Below are 17432 nucleotides of genomic sequence, written 5' to 3'. Positions count from 1 at the left end.
CCGGCACGGGAGGCGCTGATGAACCCGACCGACGGAGTGCTGGACCTGCAGGACGTACGCCGGATCCACGGTGCCGGCGAGGCGGCGGTGCACGCGCTGCGGGGCGTGAGCCTGACCGTCCGGGCCGGCGAGCTGGTGGCGGTGATGGGCCCCTCCGGGTCCGGCAAGTCCACGTTGCTGGCGCTGGCCGGCGGCCTGGACCGGCCCACCAGCGGCGAGGTGGTGGTCGAGGGCGAGGCGCTCGGCGGGCTGTCCGCCCGCGAGCTGGCCCGGCTGCGCCGCCGCCGGATCGGGTACGTCTTCCAGGACCTGAACCTGCTCGGCAGCCTGACCGCTGTGGAGAACGTGGCGCTGCCGCTGGAACTGGACGGCACCGGCGTACGGGCGGCCCGCCAGCTCGCCCTGACGGCGCTGCGCGAGGTGGACATGGCCGAGCTGGCCGACCGCTTTCCGGACCAGATGTCCGGCGGTCAGCAGCAGCGGGTGGCGATCGCCCGGGCGCTCGTGGGCGAACGCCGGCTGGTCCTCGCCGACGAGCCGACCGGCGCGCTCGACTCCCAGTCGGGCGAGGCGGTGCTGCACCTGCTGCGCCGCCGGGTGGACGCCGGCGCGGCCGGGGTGCTGGTCACCCACGAGGCCCGGCACGCCGGCTGGGCGGACCGTGTGGTCTTCCTCCGCGACGGGGTGATGGTCGACTCGACCGCCCCGCTGATCGGCGTGGAGCACCTGCTCAGCGGCAGCGGCCGGTGATCGGCGGCCGCCTCGCCGCCGCACGCGGATCGTGGCGGACGGCGCTGCGGATCGCCCAGCGGGAGGCCCGGCGCTCGCGGCGGCGCACGCTGCTGGTGCTGGTGATGATCGCGCTGCCGGTGTTCGGGCTGAGCTTCGCCGCGGTCAGCTACGACATGGGGGACCTGACCCGGGCCGAGCGCATCGACCGTCGCCTCGGCGGCGCCGACGTGGCGTTGCGGTGGGAGAGCCTGACGCCGGTGAAACAGGACGCCTGGGGCGAGACGGCCTGGCCGGTCCAGGGCGAGTGGGTCGGCCGGAGCCGTCCCCCCACCGCCGAGGAGGTACGCGCGCTGCTGCCCGAGGGCAGCCGGCTGACCCGGGCCCGGTGGTGGCTGACGTTCTCGACACGGATCGACAGACGCGTCGAGGCGTTCGACGCGCGCGCCGTCGACCTGACCGACCCGCTCGCCCGGCCGCTGGCCCGGGTGCGTGACGGCCGGCCGCCGGTGCGCCCCGACGAGATCGCGGTCAGCCCGGCGGCGCTGAGCCGGCTGGACACCCGCATCGGCGACCCGGTCCGCACGACCGACGGCGCCACGTACCGGGTGGTCGGGGTGGTCGAGTACCCGGACAACCTCCGCGAGGTGGTCACGCTGGCCGGGGTGGTCCCGGAGATGCCGTACGGCGGCGACACCTGGCTGGTGGACCTGCCCGGTCCGCTGGACCGCGCGCTCGTCGACCGGCTGAACGGGCAGGGCGTCCAGGTCGTCTCCCGCGATCCGCTGCCCGGCCGCGAGGAGCTTCCGCACGGCATGTCGGTGCCCGACGCGGAGGAGGCTGGCACGGTGGGCCTGATCGGCGGGCTGGGCCTGCTGGAGGTGGTGCTGCTGGTCGGGCCGGCCTTCGCGGTGAGCGTCCGCCGCCGGCGGCGGGACCTCGCGCTGGTCGCGGTGGCCGGCGGCGACGCCGCCCACCTGCGCCGGATCGTGCTCGCCGACGGGGTGGTGCTCGGCGCCGGCGGTGCCGCCCTCGGCCTGGTGCTCGGCATCGGCGCCGCGTTCGCCGGCCGTCCGCTGGTCGAGCAGTATCTGCTCGGGGAGCGGCTCGGGGCGTACCGGATCTTCCCGGCCGCGCTCGTGGCGATCGCCGCGACGGCGGTGCTGGCCGGGGTCCTGGCGGCGGTCGCGCCGGCCTGGACGGCGGCCCGGCAGGACGTGGTGACCGGCCTGGCCGGCCGGCGGGACGCGACCCGGCCGCGCCGCCGCTGGCTGCTGCTCGGGGCGTCGCTCACCGTCGCCGGGACCGCCATCGCCGCGTTCGCCGCGGGCCGCACCTCGCAGGCCGGTGTGCTGGCCGGTGTCGCCCTGGGCGAACTGGGGCTGGTGTTCTGCACTCCGGCGCTCGTCGGCGCGCTGGGCCGGGCCGGACGGCTGCTGCCGCTGACGCCACGGCTCGCGCTGCGCGACGCCAGCCGCAACCGCTCGTCGGCCGCCCCGGCCATCTCGGCGGTGATGGCCGCGGTCGCCGGCAGCGTCGCCCTCGGCGTCTACGTGGCGAGCGACGACACCCGCGCGCGGGAGCTCTGGCAACCCGGCCTGCCGCCGGGCAACGTGCTGCTCGTCCACTCCGGTGACACCCCGGCGGACCCGCCGTCGGCCGACGCGGTCGCGGCCCGGGCCCGCACGGTCCTGCCCGACGCCACGGTGGCACCCGTCGCCGTCCCCGGCTGCGCCGGTCCCTCCGACAAGGAGGACTGCGCTCCGTCCGCGATCATGCCGCCTGAGCATCGCTGCCCCTACGAGGAGTCGGACCCGGACCGCGCCTCGGCCCGCAACGATCCCCGCTGCGCGTCCTACCAGGAGCCGGTCGACGTGTACCTGCCGACGCTCGTGGACGACGGCGCGGCGCTGCCCGCGCTCACCGGTGCGCCCGCCGACGAGCTGGCCGCCGCGCGCCGGACGCTCGCCGCCGGAGGTGTGGTGGTCACCGATCCCCGCCGGGTGGTGGACGGGCAGGCCCGGATGGAGGTCAACTACGGCTCCGGCAGCGCGCCGACCGCGCGCTTCCTGCCCGCGTACGTGCTGCGCGGCGGTCTCCCGGTGGACCGGCTGGTGCTCTCCCCCGCCGCCGCGAACGCGCTCGGCCTGACCGCCGTGCCGCTCGGCTACCTGCTGGACACCGCCGCCTCGCCGACCGACCGGCAGATCGAGCTGCTGACCGACGAGCTGTACGACATCAGCCCCATGTCGGCGCAGGTGGCGACCGCCGACCCGCCGTCGGACCAGCGCCCGATGCTGCTCCTGCTGGCCGTCGCCTCGGGGGTGATCACGCTCGGCGCCGCCGCGGTCGCCACCGGCCTCGCCGCCGCCGAGGGCCGCCGGGACCTGTCCACGCTCGCGGCGGTCGGCGCCGATCCCCGGGTACGCCGCCTGCTGTCGCTCTGTCAGGCCGGGGTCATCGCGGTACTCGGCTCGGCGCTGGGCATCCTCGCCGGGCTCGGCTCCGCCGCGGTCGTCCTGGCGGCGCTCAACCAGCGGTACGCGGACTCCTGGCCGGCGCAGCCGCCGTACCCGGTGACGGTGCCCGGCGTGACGCTCGCCGTGCTGGTGGTGGTGCCGCTGGTGGCGATGGGCGGCGCGGCCCTGTTCACCCGGTCCCGCCTGCCGATCGAACGCCGCCTCGACTGAGGTGGCCCTCCCGGCCATGATCCACACCATTTCCCCGGAGTGGCGGCATCGCAGTGGGATGGATGCCACCACTTCGGGGAAATGGAGTCGACCTTGGGGCGGACTGACCGTCCGAGGGGGTGACGGGGCGCGGTGTGGGCGGCACACTTGTCGGATGTCCGCCCTGGGAACCCTCACCCGCCGTCTCGGTCACCAGCGTTGGTTCGGCGCCACCATGCGCCTGCTCGTCCCGGCCGACCGGCTGGTCGGCCGGATGACGAAGGGGCGCGTGGTCGCCTTCGGGCTCGTGCCCACACTGGTGCTCACCTCCACCGGCCGCCGCTCCGGCAAGCCCCGCAGCAACCCCCTGGTGTACGTGCCCGACGGCGACGCCTACGTGGTGATCGGCTCGAACTGGGGGCAGCAGCACCAGCCGTCCTGGACGTTCAACCTGCTGGCCAACCCGGCCGCCGAGGTGGACGTCAAGGGACGCCGGATCCCGGTCACCGCCGAGCAGGTCACCGGCGAGGACCGGGAACGGCTGTTCCAACGGCTGGTGCAGGAGTGGCCCGCGTACCGCACGTACGTCGAGCGTGCCGGTGGCCGCGAGATCCGCGTGTTCCGGCTGGTCCCGAACGCCTGAGCGACGGCTCACCGTGGCCGGAGTCGCGGCGAGCAGTCGCCGTCGTGATCCGGCCGGAGCAGGCAGCGTCGTCCCTCGGACAGGTTGCGGTCGCAGAAGACCCAGTGCCGTACGTTCTGGTCGTCCTCGGGCGAGACGCTGGTGCCACCGGGTTCGGTCTGCGGGAGGACGTGGCTCCAATGTGCCACCACCCGGGCAAGCCGCTGCGCCGACACGAGGTCGTTGACGACCATCGGCAGATGGATGACCCACCGTTCGGTCATCGTTCCTGCTCCCGCTCGGCCCGGGCACGCGCCTGCTCGGACTGCCAGCGCCGCAGGGCGTCCTTCACCCGGTCGGTCTCCCGGCGGCTCTCGGCCAACGCGTCATAAACCGTCGCGAGATCGCCCGCCACCAGGTCCAGAAACTCCCGGACCTGTTCGGGATCGAGCCCGCGTCGGCCCAGCGGTGTGGAGCTGAACGTTCGCTCCCGTACCTGCCACGGGCGCAGCGGCCGGTCGACCGCGGAGCGATAGCACGTCGCGCGGCGCTCGGGCCGCGGTTGTGCAGGCGTCGGAAAGGGATGATCCTCATCGAACCTGTCCTCTGTCGGTGCCATCCGGCCGTTGGGGCGGGCCGACACGGCCCGCCCCCGGCACCTGCCGTCGCAGCGTGATCGTGGTACGCCGACAGGGCTCACACGGGCCGCGCCGAATCGGTCGGCCTCGGTAGCATCCCGATTACGGAGCGCAGGCGGCAGCGGTGAGCAGTGGGCCCACACGCCAGCCCACGACCTGAGAGGGTGGCATGGACCATTTCGGGGACACACTCAGGCAGCACCGGATAGCCGCCGGTTGGTCGCTGCGGAAGTTCGCCGAACTCATCAGATACGACTTCGGCTACCTCGGGCAGATCGAGCGTGGCGCCCGCCCCGTCAACCCCGCCGTCGTGGCCGCCTACGACCGGGCACTGTCGACCGACGGCTCGATCAAGAAGGCATACGACAGCAGGCGTGCCAACGACATCGACATGCCGAGAAGGTCGGTCCTCCAAGCCATGACTTCGCTCGCTGCTCTCCCCGCCGTCGACCGTATGGTCGGCTGGGAGGCGCTGCGACACGGTCTCGACGCCGCCGTCGACGTCGACTCCGACGCGTGGGCAGAGATCGTCTCCGCCTACGGCACGGCCTACTATCGCCAGCCGCACGAACAGCTGATGACACAACTCGGCCGGGATCTGACGGTCCTACAGCATCAACTCGCCGCAAGTGACGGTCGGCGTCGCCCACAGCTACTACGTGCCGCCGCGGCGCTGTCAGTGATCGTCGCGCTCAGCCTCGTCGCGTCAGGACATGCTCTGCTGTCGAGGAGATGGTGGGCCAGCGCCCAGAGAGCCGCCGACGAGTCCGGTGACCCCGACACGCGAGTCCTGACCCGCGCCTGGGACATCGTCAACGGCTGCTACGACGGTCGACGGCCCATGACCGTCGTAGCGATCTCCGATGAGGTGCTGCCGCTCGCCGGAAGGCCGTCGGCTGCCACCTGCGGTCTGCTGGCGGGCCGGGCGCAGGCACTCTCCCTCGCCGGCCGGCACGACGAGGCAGTCGCGACCGTGCGTCATCTGAGCGAGCAGATCGAGAAACTCCCGGCCGCCGTCGTCGGGGACGTCGAATCGCTGTGGGGCTGGCCGGAGCATCGCCTGCGACACACGGAGTCCTGGGTCTACACCCATTCCGGTGACCGGAGGGCGGCTGCGGCAGCGCAGGCCCGGGCCTTGGAGTTGTATCCCGCTTCCCAGATCCGGCTGCGTACGCAGGTACAACTGCATCAGGCAGCGGCCACGGTCCGGACCGGTGACATCACCGACGGTCTGACGGCGGCGGCCGATCTGTTGGACCGCCTGCCTCAGGAACAGCACAACGAACTCGTGCGCGCGGTCACTCTGCAGGTCACAGCGGCGGTACCCGACAGAGAGCGGCACCGGCCGCTCTACACGGAACTCATCGACCGAGTCCAGCGGTGACGCCTCCGCCGTCCGTCACCTTCGACCGATGCCGTCCGGACGAGCTGATGTCTGTCGTCGACGCTCTCGCCGACCTGTACGCGCTGGTCTACGCCGAACCGCCTTACCGCGAAGGCCCGGCACAGGTCGCCCGGTTCCGGGCCGGGCTGCCCGACGAGGCGGCACGGCCCGGATTCCGCCTCGTCCTGGCGAGAGAGGGCGAAGAACTGATCGGAGCGGCGTACGGGTGGACCATGGCGGGCGGCACCTGGTGGTCGCGGGCGAAGGAGGAACCCCCGGCCGAGGTGCGGGATCGCGACAAGTTCGCCGTACTGGAATGGATCGTCCATCCGCAGCATCGGTCTCACGGCATCGGCGCGGAGTTGATGCGTCGGCTTCTTCAGGGGCGCCCGGAGAGCTGGGCGACCCTTGCCTCCGATCCGCGCAGCCTGGCGAACGGCATCTACCGTCGCAACGGTTGGCGAGTCGCCGGGCACTCCGAACTGCCGTGGGGTCCTTCAATGGAACTGCTGCTCCGCGATCTGTCTAGGGTTGCCGCAGGCGAGCGCTCGGACGGAGGTGGACCGTGGCTGTCGACGTGAACGCCGAGCGGCGTCTGGACGACCCGCGGTGGCAGGTGGCCGAACGGGTCGGTGACGCCGTCCTGCGGCGGTTCCCGGCCGACGTGCTGGCGGTCGCCGTACACGGTCCGCTCGCGCACGGCGACGACGACGGCGGCGGGGACCGCGAGGTCGGGTTGCTGGTCGTCACGTACCGGCACGGCGCCGGGCCGCCGCCGGCCACCCGCCGGGTGGACGGGGTGCTGGTCGACCTGACCGTGGCCGGGGCGGACGACTACCTGGGCAGGGCGACGACGATCACGTCCCGCTGGCCACTTGTCGCCGACCGGTACGTCACCACCCGCGCCCTGCACGATCCGACCGGCTGGCTGCCGAAGCTGCGCGACGAGCACCTGGCTCGGCTTGCCCGTGCCCGGCCCGCCGAGTTCACCGGCGCGGCCCGGCAGGCGTGGTACCGGGGCAGCGCGGCGCACGCCCGGGCGTTGCGGCTGGCCGAGTGGTACGAGACGGACCAGGCGCTGCTCATGCTCGGCGAGGCGCGGCTGGCCGCGGCGACGGTGCAGGGGCTGTTCAGCCGCACCTACTTCCGCGACCCCGGGGACGCGGTGCGGCGTACCGGGCTGGCCGGCGCGGACATGACCGAGGTGGGCGCGGCGCTGACCCGCCAGGCCGAGGAGCTGGCCGCGAGGGGCCGGCCGGTCGACGGCACGATCGACGACCTGCTGTCCGGCTGACGGCCGGGCTGGTTCAGCCTCAGCCGATGCCGCCGACGCCGATCAGCGCGCCGATCAGGTAGGTGGCGCCAGCCGCCAGCGCGCCGAGCAGCAGCTGCCGCAGACCGGCACGCCACCAGGCACGGTTGGTGAACCGGGCCACGATCGCACCGGCGACGAAGAGTCCGACGCCGCCGACGGCGAGCGCCAGCCAGAGGCTGGTGAAACCGAGCAGGTACGGCAGCAGCGGCACCAGCGCGCCGATGGAGAAGCAGACAAACGACGAGATCGCGGCGGCCCACGGGCTGGGCTGGTCGTCGGGGTCGACGCCGAGCTCCTCCCGCACGTGCACCCGCAGCGCCTCCTCGGGGTTGGCGCGTACCGCCTCGGCGACCTGCGTCGCCAGCTCCCGGGGCAGCCCACGGGCGACCCAGGCGTCGGCCAGCTCCCGGGCCTCGGCCTCCGGGTGGCGTTCCAGCTCGCGCCGCTCCTTGGCCACCTCGGCCGCGACCTGCTCGTTCGCGGACCGGACGCTCGTGTACTCGCCGAGGCCCATCGAGATGGCGCCGGCCACCAGGCCGGCGGTGCCGGTGAGCACCACGCTGCGCGGGGACACCCCGCCACCGCCCACGCCGGCGATCAGCGCGATGTTGGTGACCAGTCCGTCCATCGCGCCGAAGACGGCCGGACGCAGCCAGCCGCCGGAGACGTCCGCGTGGTGCGCCTCGCGCAGCGCCGCCGGGGTGTCGGTCACGGCAGCGTCAGGATCTCGTAGCCGTCGTCGGTCACGACGATGGTGTGCTCGAACTGCGCCGTCCACCTGCGGTCCTTGGTGACCACGGTCCAGCCGTCGTCCCACATGTCGTACTGGTAGGTGCCGAGCGTGATCATCGGCTCGACGGTGAACGTCATGCCGGGCTCCATCACGTCGGTGGGGCGCGGGCTGTCGTAGTGCGGCACGTAGAGGCCACTGTGGAACGCCTCGCCGATGCCGTGCCCGGTGAAGTCGCGGACCACGCCGTAGCCGAAACGCTTGGCGTACGACTCGATCACCCGGCCGATGACGTTGATCTGCCGGCCCGGCGCGATGGCCTTGATGCCCCGCATCATCGCCGTGTGGGTCCGCTCGACAAGCAGGCGGGCCTCCTCGCTCACCTCGCCCACGCAGAACGTCGCGTCGGTGTCGCCGTGCACGCCGTTCAGGAAGGCGGTGACGTCGACGTTGATGATGTCGCCGTCCTGGAGCACCGTGGTGTCGGGGATGCCGTGGCAGATCACCTCGTTGAGGCTGGTGCAGCACGACTTCGGGAAGCCCCGGTAGCCGAGCGTCGACGGGTACGCGCCGTGGTCGCAGAGGAACTCGTGCACCACCCTGTCGATCTCGTCGGTGGTCACGCCGGGCTTGCAGTGCTCACCGGCGAGCTGGGTGGCCTGGGCGGCGAGACGCCCCGCCACGCGCATCTTCTCGATAGTCTCCGGCGTCTGCACGTGCGAGCCGCGCCACTCCTGCGGACGCTTCTTACCCACGTACTCCGGGCGCGGGATGTGGGCGGGGACCGCTCGCCACGGGGAGAGCGTGCCGGGGGTCAGCGGCGCACGGACGGTCATGACGCAAGCCTATCGCCGGGACCGGTGTGCCCCCCGCCACAGCCCTGCCCGGCAGGTTGTTGCCGTGCCGCAAACGCTGTGCCATTGTTGCTCCGTGGATCAAGGGGGCGCGGCGCCCGTCTTCTCCGTGACGGCGCAGGTCGACGGCGATCAACTGCGCGTCCAGGTGACCGGCGAGGTCGACATGGCGACCGCCGACACGATGTTCCAGACCGCGCTCCGCGAGCCCGCCAAGCAGCTCACGCTCGACCTGCGGGCGGTCACCTTCTTCGACTCGGCCGCCATCCACGCGGTGGTCCGGCTCGCCCAGCGGTTCCCGAACGCGCTCACCGTGCTGCCGTCCCCGCAGGTCCGGCGCGTGCTGGACATCTCCGGCCTGGGCGACCAGGACTGGCTCGCCCCCGCCTGACCGACCCGGGCGCCCTTTCGGCTAGGAGGGCTCTCCCATCGCGGGCGGCAGGCCCGACCCCGGTTCCGGCTGCCCGCGATCCGACGCGGGGTGCCGCTCTCCCGACTCCCCCGCGGTGTCCGGGGCGAGCTCACGACGAAGCGACTCGGCGTCGCGCTTACGCACCCCGCTCGCCCGGATCGTGTTCACCGCGATGATGGTGAGTTCGTTCGCCACGTTGATGCCGCTGACGCGCAGGCCGCTGCGCAACGCCTCCTGAGCCAGGCGGAGGGCCGACATCGCGGCCCGCTGGGAACGGGAGGGCCGGCTGGCGGACGGGGACCAGCCCGTACTGACGGTGCGCGCGGCCTCGGCCAGGCAACGCGCGGCTTCGGCGAGCGACGGCGGAACGGGCTCGCCGTCACGGATCGCGCGTTCGAGGTTGAGCGCGACGTCGCGGCTGTGCAGCAGGGACCGGATCATGAGGATGGCGCCGTGCCGCCATCCCTGCAGCGCACTCTGGTTGTGCCACCGCAACGGCGAGATGCGGACGACCTCGTCGGCGGCCGACATGGCGGTCTCCACCTCCGAGGTGTCGAGCCGGCGCAGCCTGTCGAGAACCTGACGGGCCAGCTCGGCGTCCCGGGCCAGGGCCGCGTCGGCGAGGCGGTCCAGCCCGGCGGACATCTGGCTGAGCAGGGGCCGGCCGGCCCGCCGGATCCGGTAGATCGGGTGCAGGGGCAGCACCACGACCGCGACCAGGATGCCGACCACCCCACCGACGACGCCGTCGAGGAAGCGGGGCAGCGCGATGTCGGTCCGGGCCGGGAACAGCACGGCGATCACCAACGCGCTGCCGCCGACCTGGGTGACGAACGCGCCCTCGTCGCTGAGCAGGACGGCGACGAGGATCGCGACGGCGACGATGACGCCGATCTGTACGTATCCCTGCCCGACCCAGGAGACCAGCAGGTCGCCCAGCGCGATGCCCACCGCCACGCCGGCGATCAGCAGCAGCGTACGGCGGAAGCGCTGGCTCACCGAGCTGGCGATGGTGCCGACCGCGACGGCGGGCGCGAACAGCGGTTGCGGGTTGTGGATCAGATCCTTCGCGACCCACCACGCGACTGCGGCGGCCACCCCGCACTGCACCGCCACGAGCAGGCTCAACCGCACCCGCTGCAGCCGATCCCGCGCAGTGGCCCGGCCGGTACGGCGAATCGCCGTCCACGCCGCACCTACCGGGTCGTTCCCGCTGCCGCGGGAAGGACGGAACGGCTCACGCCCCATGAGGCGATACTAGTGATTTTGCCCCATTTGCTCGGCTCAACCCGGCAACAGGCCCGGCGCTGTCGGATCAGTTCGGGTCACTCAGCCGGCGGCGCAGCGTCAACTCGGTGCCCGCCTCGGTACGGGTCACGTTCATCTCCCCCAGCGCCTGGATCAGCGTCAGCCCGCGTCCCCGGAAGCTCGACCCGCTCGACTCCCGCCAGCGCCCCGTGTCCCGGACGGTCGCGGTGACCGTACGGTCGGCGATCGTCACCTCGACCTCGATGGTCGGGTCGACCGGGTCGACCGGGTGCTCGATCGCGTTCGCCGCCGCCTCGGAGACCGCCACCGTCAGGTCGAACAGGTCGGTCTCGCCGACCTGGTGGGCGACGAGGAAGTCCTCCAGCCGCTTACGCAGCACGCTGAGCCGGGTCGGGTCGGCGGGCAGACGCAGCACGAAGCGGTTCAACTCGGCCGCCTCCAGCGCGAGCACCGCCACGTCGTCGTGCCGGGACCGCCCGGCGACCCGTTCGACGACGGCGTCGACCAGGTCCGCCACGTGCCCGCCGCGCGCCGCCGCGTCCGCCCGCAACTGGGCCAGGCCGGCGTCGATGCCCGCGAGCCGGTCCTCGATCAGGCCGTCGGTGTAGAGCAGCAGCCGCCCGCCGGGGGCCAGTTCCCCTTCGGCGGTCGGGTAGACGGTGCCGGGGATCGCCCCGATCGGCGGTCCGAGGGCGCGATCGTGCAGGAACGCCACGTCGTCTCCTCGGATCAGCAGGGGCGAGGGATGACCCGCGCTGGCGTACCGGACGCGGCCGGTGCGCGGGGAGAATCCGAGGCAGACGACGGTGGCGAAGGAGCCGCTGCCGGCGGAGTGGACCAGCCGGTTGAGCCGGGTCAGCGCCTCGCCCGGGTCGTAGCCCTCCAGGACGTACGCCCGCAGCGCGTTGCGGAGCTGGCCCATCGCGGCGGCGGCCCGCACGCCCTTGCCCACCACGTCGCCGATGACCAGCACCAGGTCGTCGTCGGCGGTGGCCACCACGTCGTACCAGTCGCCGCCGACCTCCACGCCCGCGCTGCCGGGAAGGTAGCGGCTGGCCACCACCGCGCCGGGCAGCTGCGGCAGCGTACGCGGCAGCAGGCTGTGCTGGAGCGTGGTGGCGATGTGGTGCTCGGCCTCGTAGAGCTGGGCGTTCTCCAGCCGTACGCCGACCAGCCGGGCCAGTTCGGTCAGCGCCGCCTGCTCGGCGCCGCCGTCCTCGCGCCGCCACACCCACAGCTCGCCGAGCTGCTCGCCGGAGGTACCGGTCAGCGGCAGCACCACCGACGGGTCGGCGGGCAGGTCGCCGCCGGCGTCCTCCTCGTGGCGGGCCCCGGTGGTCGTGACGCGGACCCGTCCGGCCTCGGCCAGGCGCAGCGCGTGCCGGGCGGCCACCCGTACCACGTCGGCGGTGGACCGGGCGGTGTTGATCTCCACGGCGGCGTCGGCGAGCGCCCGCAGCCGGCGGATGATCTGCCCGCGCAACTGTCCCAGCTCGACGTTGGCCCGGACCCGGGCCACCAGTTCCTGGCTGGAGAAGGGCTTGGTCAGGTAGTCGTCGGCGCCCGCGGACAGGCCGGCGACCTCCTCGGCGGCGCCGGCCCGGGCGGAGAGCAGCACGATCGGCACGTGCCGGGTGGCCGGTCTGGCCCGCAGCGCCGCGACCAGACCGAAGCCGTCCAGCCGGGGCATCATCACGTCCGTCAGCACCAGGTCGAACGGGGTCTCGACGGCCAGCCGCAGCGCCTCCGCGCCGTCCGGCACGGCCACCACCTCGTACGCCGGGGAGAGCAGCCGGACGACGTGCTCGCGCAGGTCGGCGTTGTCGTCGGCGAACAGGATCCGGCCCGCGCCGCCCGGCGTCCCGTTCGGCTCGGGCAACCCGACGGGCCGGGCCACCTCGTCGGTCCAGAGCGCCGTCTCGGCGACGTAGAGGCGGGCCTGCTCCGGCTCGGTCAGCGGCACCGGCGAGAGGGCGGACACCCGGTCGGCGGGCAGGTGCGCGTACCCGAACGGCATGGTCACGGTGAACGTGGTGCCCCGGTCGACGACGCTGTGCGCGGTGACCGTGCCGCCCTGCATCTCGACCAGCTCGCGGACCAGGGCCAGGCCGATGCCGGTGCCCTCGTGGGTACGCGAGCGGGCGCCGGCGATCCGGTGGAACCGCTCGAAGACCTGCGGCAGCTCCTCCGGCGCGATGCCGACGCCGGTGTCGGTCACCTCCAGGACGGCGGCCTGGTCGGCGGCACGCGTCCGGACCCGGATCTCGCCGTCGAAGGTGAACTTGAGCGCGTTCGACACCAGGTTGAGGACGATCTTCTCCCACATGTCCCGGTCGACGTAGACCGGAGCGGGCAGCGGCGGGCAGTCCACCACCAGGTCCAGGCCGGCCCGCTCGGTGGCCGAGCGGAACGTGCTGGCCAGCCGGGAGGTGTAGTCGGACAGGTCGGTGGGCTGGTAGCGGGCGGCCAGCCGGCCGGACTCCAGCCGGGAGAAGTCGAGCACCGTGTTGACCAGCTTGAGCAGGCGCAGCCCGTTGCGGTGCATGACGGTCAGCCGGTCGGTGTAGCGATCCGGCAGGTCCCGGTCGGCGAGCATCTCCTCCAGCGGTCCGAGGACCAGCGTCAGCGGGGTGCGGAACTCGTGGCTGACGTTGGCGAAGAAGTTGGTCTTGGCGCGGTCCAGCGCGGCCAGCTCGGCGGCGCGGGCGCGTTCCTGCTCGTACGCCTGCTGCTTGCCCACGGCCCGGGAGACCTGCGCGGCGACCAGGTCGACGAAGTCGCGGTAGTCGTCGGTGAACGGCAGCCGGCGGGACACGCCGAGCAGCAGCACGCCGGCCGGCTCGTTGGTGGCGGTCAGCGGCAGCAGGAGCGCCTGGTCGGCGGCGTCCGGCGGCACCGCGCCGGGCAGTTCGGCGGTGGCGATCCAGCGCGGCTCGGTGAGCGGCCCGTCGTCGGGCAGTCCGGGCGGCGGGCCGGCGACGGTGGCCGGGTCCACACCCGAACAGCCGGCCGGCACCAGCGACCCGCCCTCACCCTGGAACCACAGCGCGCTGAACGGCACGTCGGCGCGGTGGGCGTCGAGCACCCGGGTGACCGCCCGGCCCAGTTCGAGCATGTCCGGCACGTCACCCAGCTCGTTGCCCAGCTCGGCGAGGGCGCGCAGCCGGCGCTCGCCGAGCACCCGGCCGGTGGTCTCGTTGACGAAGCAGAACACGCCGCCGACGGTGCCGTCGGCGCTGCGGATCGGGTCGTACGAGATGTCGAAGTAGACGTCCTCCAGGAAGCCGTGCCGGTTGAGCACGAAGGGATGGTTCTCACCCCGGTAGGCCACGCCGGTGCGGCGCACCCCGTCCAGAAGCGGGCCGAGCACGTCCCAGGTCTCCGCCCAGTACCGCCGCGCGGACTGGCCGATCACGGCCGGGTGCTTCTCGCCGATCGTCGGCCGGTAGGCGTCGTTGTAGAAGGCGAGGTGTTCCTCGCCCCAGAAGATGACGATCTGGGCGCGGGACGACAGCATGGTGCTCACCGCGTGGGAGAGCGCGGCGGGCCAGCGCCGCGGGCTGCCGAGAGAGGTCGTGGACCAGTCGAAGCCGTGCAGCCGCTCGCCCATCTCACCGCCCGCGGCGAACGCCGCGGACAGCAGCGGCGGTAGTGACGCCTCGCCGGCCGCCGGGGACGAACGACCGTCGTCCCCGCCCCCCAGGGCCGAGCCCATGCAGCCTCCCGCTCCGGCCATGATCACAACGGTCGGCGTGCTCCGCCGACTGCCCCGCCTACTACCCCGACGGACGAGCAACGTAACGCACCGACATCGTTCGACGCTGGTTACCTCCGCCTCATCCTGGCGTAACAGACGGGCCGGGGCGACTCGGGCGGCCCCGCCGGGGCGACGGGGCCGGCCGATCCGGCTTTTCCCCACCTATGAAAACGCGGGTGTGTGATCTGGCCGACATCGCGGCCCGGACCAGCGCGGCCACCGGCCGCGGATCCGGCTCGTTCTCCGGATGCCACTGCACCCCGAGCACGAAGCGCCGCGCCGGATCCTCCACCGCCTCGATCACCCCGTCGTCAGCCCAGCCGGTGACCGCCAGGCCGCCGGGGTCGGCCACCGCCTGATGGTGGTACGAGTTGACCCGGTCCACCCCGGCCATCACCTCGGCGGCCCGGCTGCCGGCGACGAAGCGCACCGGATGCGACCCGTACACGCCCGGCGCGGGCCGGTGCCCGTCGTGCCCGACCACGTCCGGCAGGTGCTGGTGCAGCAGGCCGCCGTACGCCACGGCGAGCAGTTGCATCCCCCGGCACACGCCCAGCACCGGCAGGTCGGCGGCGAGCGCGGCGGCCAGCAGCGTCGTCTCCCCGGCGTCGCGCTCCGGCCGGCTCTCGGTACGCGGGTCCGGCGGCTGGCCGTACCGCTCCGGGCCGACGTCAGCGCCGCCGGCCAGCAGCAGCCCGTCCAGCAGCTCCAGCACGTCCGCGTCGGCGTCGTCAGGGGGCAGCACCACGGCCCGGCCGCCCGCCGCGGTGACCGACCGGACGTACGCGTGCGGCACGAGCGTCGCCGGCACGTCCCGCCACACCGCCCAGCCGGCCGGCTCGACGTACGCGGTGATGCCGATGACCGGCCGTCGCCCGTTCACAGGGGTGTCACGTACGCGCCGGTGATGCCGCCGTCGACGACGAACTGCGCGGCGGTCATGAACGAGGCGTCGTCGCTGGCCAGGAACGCCACCGCGGCGGCGATCTCGGTCGGGTCGCCGAACCGGCCCATCGGCACGTGCACCAGCCGCCGGGCGGCCCGCTCCGGGTCCTTGGCGAACAGTTCCAGCAGCAGCGGCGTGGCCACCGGCCCGGGGCACAGCGCGTTGACCCGGATGCCCTCGCGGGCGAACTGCACGCCCAGCTCCCGGGTCATCGCCAGCACCCCGCCCTTGCTCGCCGTGTACGCGATCTGCGACGTCGCGGCGCCCATCAGCGCCACGAACGAGGCGGTGTTGATGATCGAGCCCTTGCCCTGCCGGCGCATGTGCGGGATGACGTACTTGCAGCACAGGTAGACGCTCGTGGTGTTGACCCGCAGCACCCGTTCCCAGGCGTCCAGGCCGGTCTCCAGGATGGAGTCGTCGTCCGGCGGCGAGATGCCGGCGTTGTGGAACGACACGTCCACCCGGCCGTGCCGCTGCACCACCCCGTCGAACAGGTCGCGGACGGCCGTCTCGTCGGCCACGTCGGCGGCCACGAAGTCCCCGTCCACCTCCAGCGCGGCCCTGGTGCCGGCGTCGGCGTCGATGTCCACGCACACCACCCGCGCGCCCTCGGCGGCGAAGCGCCGTACGGTGGCCAGCCCGATGCCACTGCCCGCGCCGGTCACCACCGCCACCCGGTCGGAAAGCCGTCCCTGCACTGTGATCACTCCTCGGTGCCGATGAACACGTTCTTGACGTCGGTGAAGGCGTGCAGCGCGTCCGGACCCAGCTCCCGGCCCAGGCCGGAACGCTTCATCCCGCCGAACGGGGTCCAGTAGCGCACCGAGGAGTGCGAGTTGACGCTCAGGTTGCCGGACTCGACAGCGCGGGCCACCCGCACCGCGCGCCCGACGTCCCGGGTCCAGATCGAGCCGGAGAGGCCGTACTCGGTGTCGTTGGCGAGCCGGATCGCGTCCGCCTCGTCGTCGAACGGCAGCACCGAGACGACCGGGCCGAAGACCTCCTCCCGCCAGTGCCGGTCCGCCGGGGAGCCGGCGAGCAGCACCGTCGGGGCGTACCAGAAGCCGGGGCCGTCGGGGCAGGAGCCGGTGAAGGCCACGTCCGCCCCGTCGACGTACCCGGCGACCCGGTCCCGGTGCGCGGCGGAGATCAGCGGGCCCATCTCGGCCGTGTCCCGGGCCGGGTCCTCCACCCGCACCGCCCGTACGGCCGGTTCGAGCAGTTCCAGGAACCTGTCGTACACCTGGCGCTGGACCAGGATCCGGGAGCGGGCGCAGCAGTCCTGGCCGGCGTTGTCGAAGACCGCGTACGGCGCGGTGGCCGCGGCCTTCTCCAGGTCGGCGTCGGCGAAGACGATGTTGGCCGACTTGCCGCCCAGCTCCAGCGTCACCCGCTTCACCTGGACGGCGCAGCCGGCCATGATCCGGGTGCCGACCTCGGTCGAGCCGGTGAAGCAGATCTTGCGGACCGCCGGATGGGTGACGAACCGCTCGCCGACCACGCTGCCCTGACCGGGCAGCACTGTGAACACGCCCTCGGGCAGGCCGGCGTCGCGGGCCAACTCGGCCAGGCGCAGCGCGGTCAGCGGGGTCAGCTCGGCCGGCTTCAGCACCACCGTGTTGCCGGCGGCGAGCGCCGGGGCGAATCCCCAGCCGGCGATCGGCATCGGGAAGTTCCACGGCACGATCACGCCGACCACGCCCAGCGGCTCGTGGAACGTGACGTCGAGCCCACCGGGCACCGGGATCTGGTGCCCGGTCAGCCGTTCCGGCGCGCCCGCGTAGTAGTCGAGCACGTCGCGGACGTTGCCCGCCTCCCAGCGCGCGTTGCCGATGGTGTGCCCGGCGTTGCGCACCTCCAGCAGAGCCAGCTCCTCCAGATGCGCGTCGACCTGGGCGGCGAACCGCCGCAGCAGCCGCCCCCGATCCCCCGGCGCCACCCGCCGCCACGTCTCGAACGCCGCGGAAGCCCGCGAGACAGCCGCATCCACGTCCCTCACGGAGCACCCCGGAACAACCCCGATCCCGCTCCCGTCAACAGGCGAAATCACCTCACCCACGCGCGCCCCTCCCTTCTCCCCGCCGATCTTGCAGTTGCTGCCCCG

16 protein-coding genes are annotated in these 17432 nt (G+C 73.4%); 7 read left to right on the top strand and 9 right to left on the bottom strand.

Going from position 1 to position 17432, the window contains the following annotated elements:
• The first annotated feature begins 18 nt into the window (after positions 1-18).
• The 3 genes from FHU28_RS10315 to FHU28_RS10305 all read left to right on the top strand — a co-directional run bounded on the left by FHU28_RS10315 (position 19) and on the right by FHU28_RS10305 (position 4041).
• Positions 19-750 carry an ABC transporter ATP-binding protein gene (locus FHU28_RS10315; protein WP_184683174.1) on the top strand — a complete coding sequence of 244 codons (732 nt, stop codon included), beginning with the start codon at positions 19-21 and terminating at the stop codon, positions 748-750.
• On the top strand, positions 747-3419 hold the full coding sequence (locus tag FHU28_RS10310) for an FtsX-like permease family protein (protein ID WP_184683171.1): 2673 nt from the start codon (positions 747-749) through the stop codon (positions 3417-3419). The genes FHU28_RS10315 and FHU28_RS10310 overlap by 4 nt, the downstream gene beginning before the upstream one ends.
• Positions 3420-3573: 154 nt before the next feature.
• Positions 3574-4041: a nitroreductase family deazaflavin-dependent oxidoreductase gene (locus tag FHU28_RS10305; RefSeq protein ID WP_184683169.1), complete on the top strand. Its 468-nt coding sequence runs from the start codon at positions 3574-3576 to the stop codon at positions 4039-4041.
• Between the two features lie 8 nt (positions 4042-4049).
• Here FHU28_RS10305 and FHU28_RS10300 read toward each other — a convergent pair whose 3' ends face one another.
• Positions 4050-4304 (bottom strand): hypothetical protein, encoded by a 255-nt coding sequence (locus tag FHU28_RS10300; protein ID WP_184683166.1) that lies wholly within the window; start codon positions 4302-4304, stop codon positions 4050-4052.
• Entirely contained in the window at positions 4301-4639 is a 339-nt protein-coding gene (locus FHU28_RS10295; RefSeq protein ID WP_376700723.1) for a DivIVA domain-containing protein, read from the bottom strand. Before FHU28_RS10295 ends, FHU28_RS10300 begins: the two co-directional genes overlap by 4 nt.
• Positions 4640-4827: 188 nt before the next feature.
• On the opposite strand from FHU28_RS10295, the gene FHU28_RS10290 reads away from it, so the two are divergent.
• From FHU28_RS10290 to FHU28_RS10280, 3 genes are read left to right on the top strand one after another with little or no spacing between them, the layout of a single operon-like run.
• Positions 4828-6042 (top strand): helix-turn-helix domain-containing protein, encoded by a 1215-nt coding sequence (locus FHU28_RS10290; protein WP_184683164.1) that lies wholly within the window; start codon positions 4828-4830, stop codon positions 6040-6042.
• A 47-nt stretch (positions 6043-6089) separates the two neighbouring features.
• The gene (locus FHU28_RS10285; protein WP_184683162.1) at positions 6090-6623 is read left to right on the top strand and encodes a GNAT family N-acetyltransferase; all 534 of its coding nucleotides are present in this window, start codon (positions 6090-6092) and stop codon (positions 6621-6623) included.
• Entirely contained in the window at positions 6608-7336 is a 729-nt protein-coding gene (locus tag FHU28_RS10280) for a nucleotidyltransferase domain-containing protein (protein WP_184683159.1), read from the top strand. The genes FHU28_RS10285 and FHU28_RS10280 overlap by 16 nt, the downstream gene beginning before the upstream one ends.
• Before the next feature lie 19 nt (positions 7337-7355).
• On the opposite strand, the gene FHU28_RS10275 is transcribed toward FHU28_RS10280, so the two are convergent.
• Positions 7356-8069 carry a VIT1/CCC1 transporter family protein gene (locus FHU28_RS10275; protein ID WP_184683157.1) on the bottom strand — a complete coding sequence of 238 codons (714 nt, stop codon included), beginning with the start codon at positions 8067-8069 and terminating at the stop codon, positions 7356-7358.
• Positions 8066-8923, bottom strand: coding sequence for a type I methionyl aminopeptidase (map, locus tag FHU28_RS10270; RefSeq protein ID WP_073830294.1), 858 nt, complete (start codon positions 8921-8923; stop codon positions 8066-8068). The genes FHU28_RS10275 and map overlap by 4 nt, the downstream gene beginning before the upstream one ends.
• Before the next feature lie 94 nt (positions 8924-9017).
• On the opposite strand from map, the gene FHU28_RS10265 reads away from it, so the two are divergent.
• The gene (locus FHU28_RS10265) at positions 9018-9332 is read left to right on the top strand and encodes an STAS domain-containing protein (protein ID WP_311773560.1); all 315 of its coding nucleotides are present in this window, start codon (positions 9018-9020) and stop codon (positions 9330-9332) included.
• A gap of 21 nt (positions 9333-9353) precedes the next feature.
• Here FHU28_RS10265 and FHU28_RS10260 read toward each other — a convergent pair whose 3' ends face one another.
• From FHU28_RS10260 to FHU28_RS10240, 5 genes are all read right to left on the bottom strand, one after another.
• The gene (locus FHU28_RS10260) at positions 9354-10487 is read right to left on the bottom strand and encodes an FUSC family protein (protein ID WP_184683152.1); all 1134 of its coding nucleotides are present in this window, start codon (positions 10485-10487) and stop codon (positions 9354-9356) included.
• A 181-nt stretch (positions 10488-10668) separates the two neighbouring features.
• On the bottom strand, positions 10669-14337 hold the full coding sequence (locus FHU28_RS10255; RefSeq protein ID WP_184683149.1) for a SpoIIE family protein phosphatase: 3669 nt from the start codon (positions 14335-14337) through the stop codon (positions 10669-10671).
• A gap of 121 nt (positions 14338-14458) precedes the next feature.
• Positions 14459-15262 (bottom strand): gamma-glutamyl-gamma-aminobutyrate hydrolase family protein, encoded by an 804-nt coding sequence (locus FHU28_RS10250; protein ID WP_311773559.1) that lies wholly within the window; start codon positions 15260-15262, stop codon positions 14459-14461.
• Positions 15259-16026, bottom strand: a complete 768-nt coding sequence (locus FHU28_RS10245; protein ID WP_184683147.1) for a 3-oxoacyl-ACP reductase — start codon at positions 16024-16026, stop codon at positions 15259-15261. The genes FHU28_RS10250 and FHU28_RS10245 overlap by 4 nt, the downstream gene beginning before the upstream one ends.
• A 5-nt stretch (positions 16027-16031) precedes the next feature.
• Complete coding sequence (locus tag FHU28_RS10240; protein ID WP_184683145.1) at positions 16032-17387, bottom strand: aldehyde dehydrogenase family protein; 1356 nt, start codon at positions 17385-17387, stop codon at positions 16032-16034.
• Positions 17388-17432: the final 45 nt, after the last annotated feature.

The sequence above is a fragment of the Micromonospora echinospora genome (genome assembly GCF_014203425.1).
GTDB lineage: Bacteria > Actinomycetota > Actinomycetes > Mycobacteriales > Micromonosporaceae > Micromonospora > Micromonospora echinospora_A.
This window is presented reverse-complemented; position numbering and strand designations above follow the sequence as displayed.

Excerpts from the sequence above, each read along its gene's own strand:
- FHU28_RS10300 (WP_184683166.1), bottom strand. The coding sequence starts at position 4,304 with ATGACCGAACGGTGGGTCATCCATCTGCCGATGGTCGTCAACGACCTC.
- map (WP_073830294.1), bottom strand. The coding sequence starts at position 8,923 with ATGACCGTCCGTGCGCCGCTGACCCCCGGCACGCTCTCCCCGTGGCGA.
- FHU28_RS10290 (WP_184683164.1), top strand. The coding sequence starts at position 4,828 with ATGGACCATTTCGGGGACACACTCAGGCAGCACCGGATAGCCGCCGGT.
- FHU28_RS10315 (WP_184683174.1), top strand. The coding sequence starts at position 19 with ATGAACCCGACCGACGGAGTGCTGGACCTGCAGGACGTACGCCGGATC.
- FHU28_RS10295 (WP_376700723.1), bottom strand. The coding sequence starts at position 4,639 with ATGGCACCGACAGAGGACAGGTTCGATGAGGATCATCCCTTTCCGACG.
- FHU28_RS10285 (WP_184683162.1), top strand. The coding sequence starts at position 6,090 with ATGTCTGTCGTCGACGCTCTCGCCGACCTGTACGCGCTGGTCTACGCC.
- FHU28_RS10305 (WP_184683169.1), top strand. The coding sequence starts at position 3,574 with ATGTCCGCCCTGGGAACCCTCACCCGCCGTCTCGGTCACCAGCGTTGG.
- FHU28_RS10255 (WP_184683149.1), bottom strand. The coding sequence starts at position 14,337 with ATGGGCTCGGCCCTGGGGGGCGGGGACGACGGTCGTTCGTCCCCGGCG.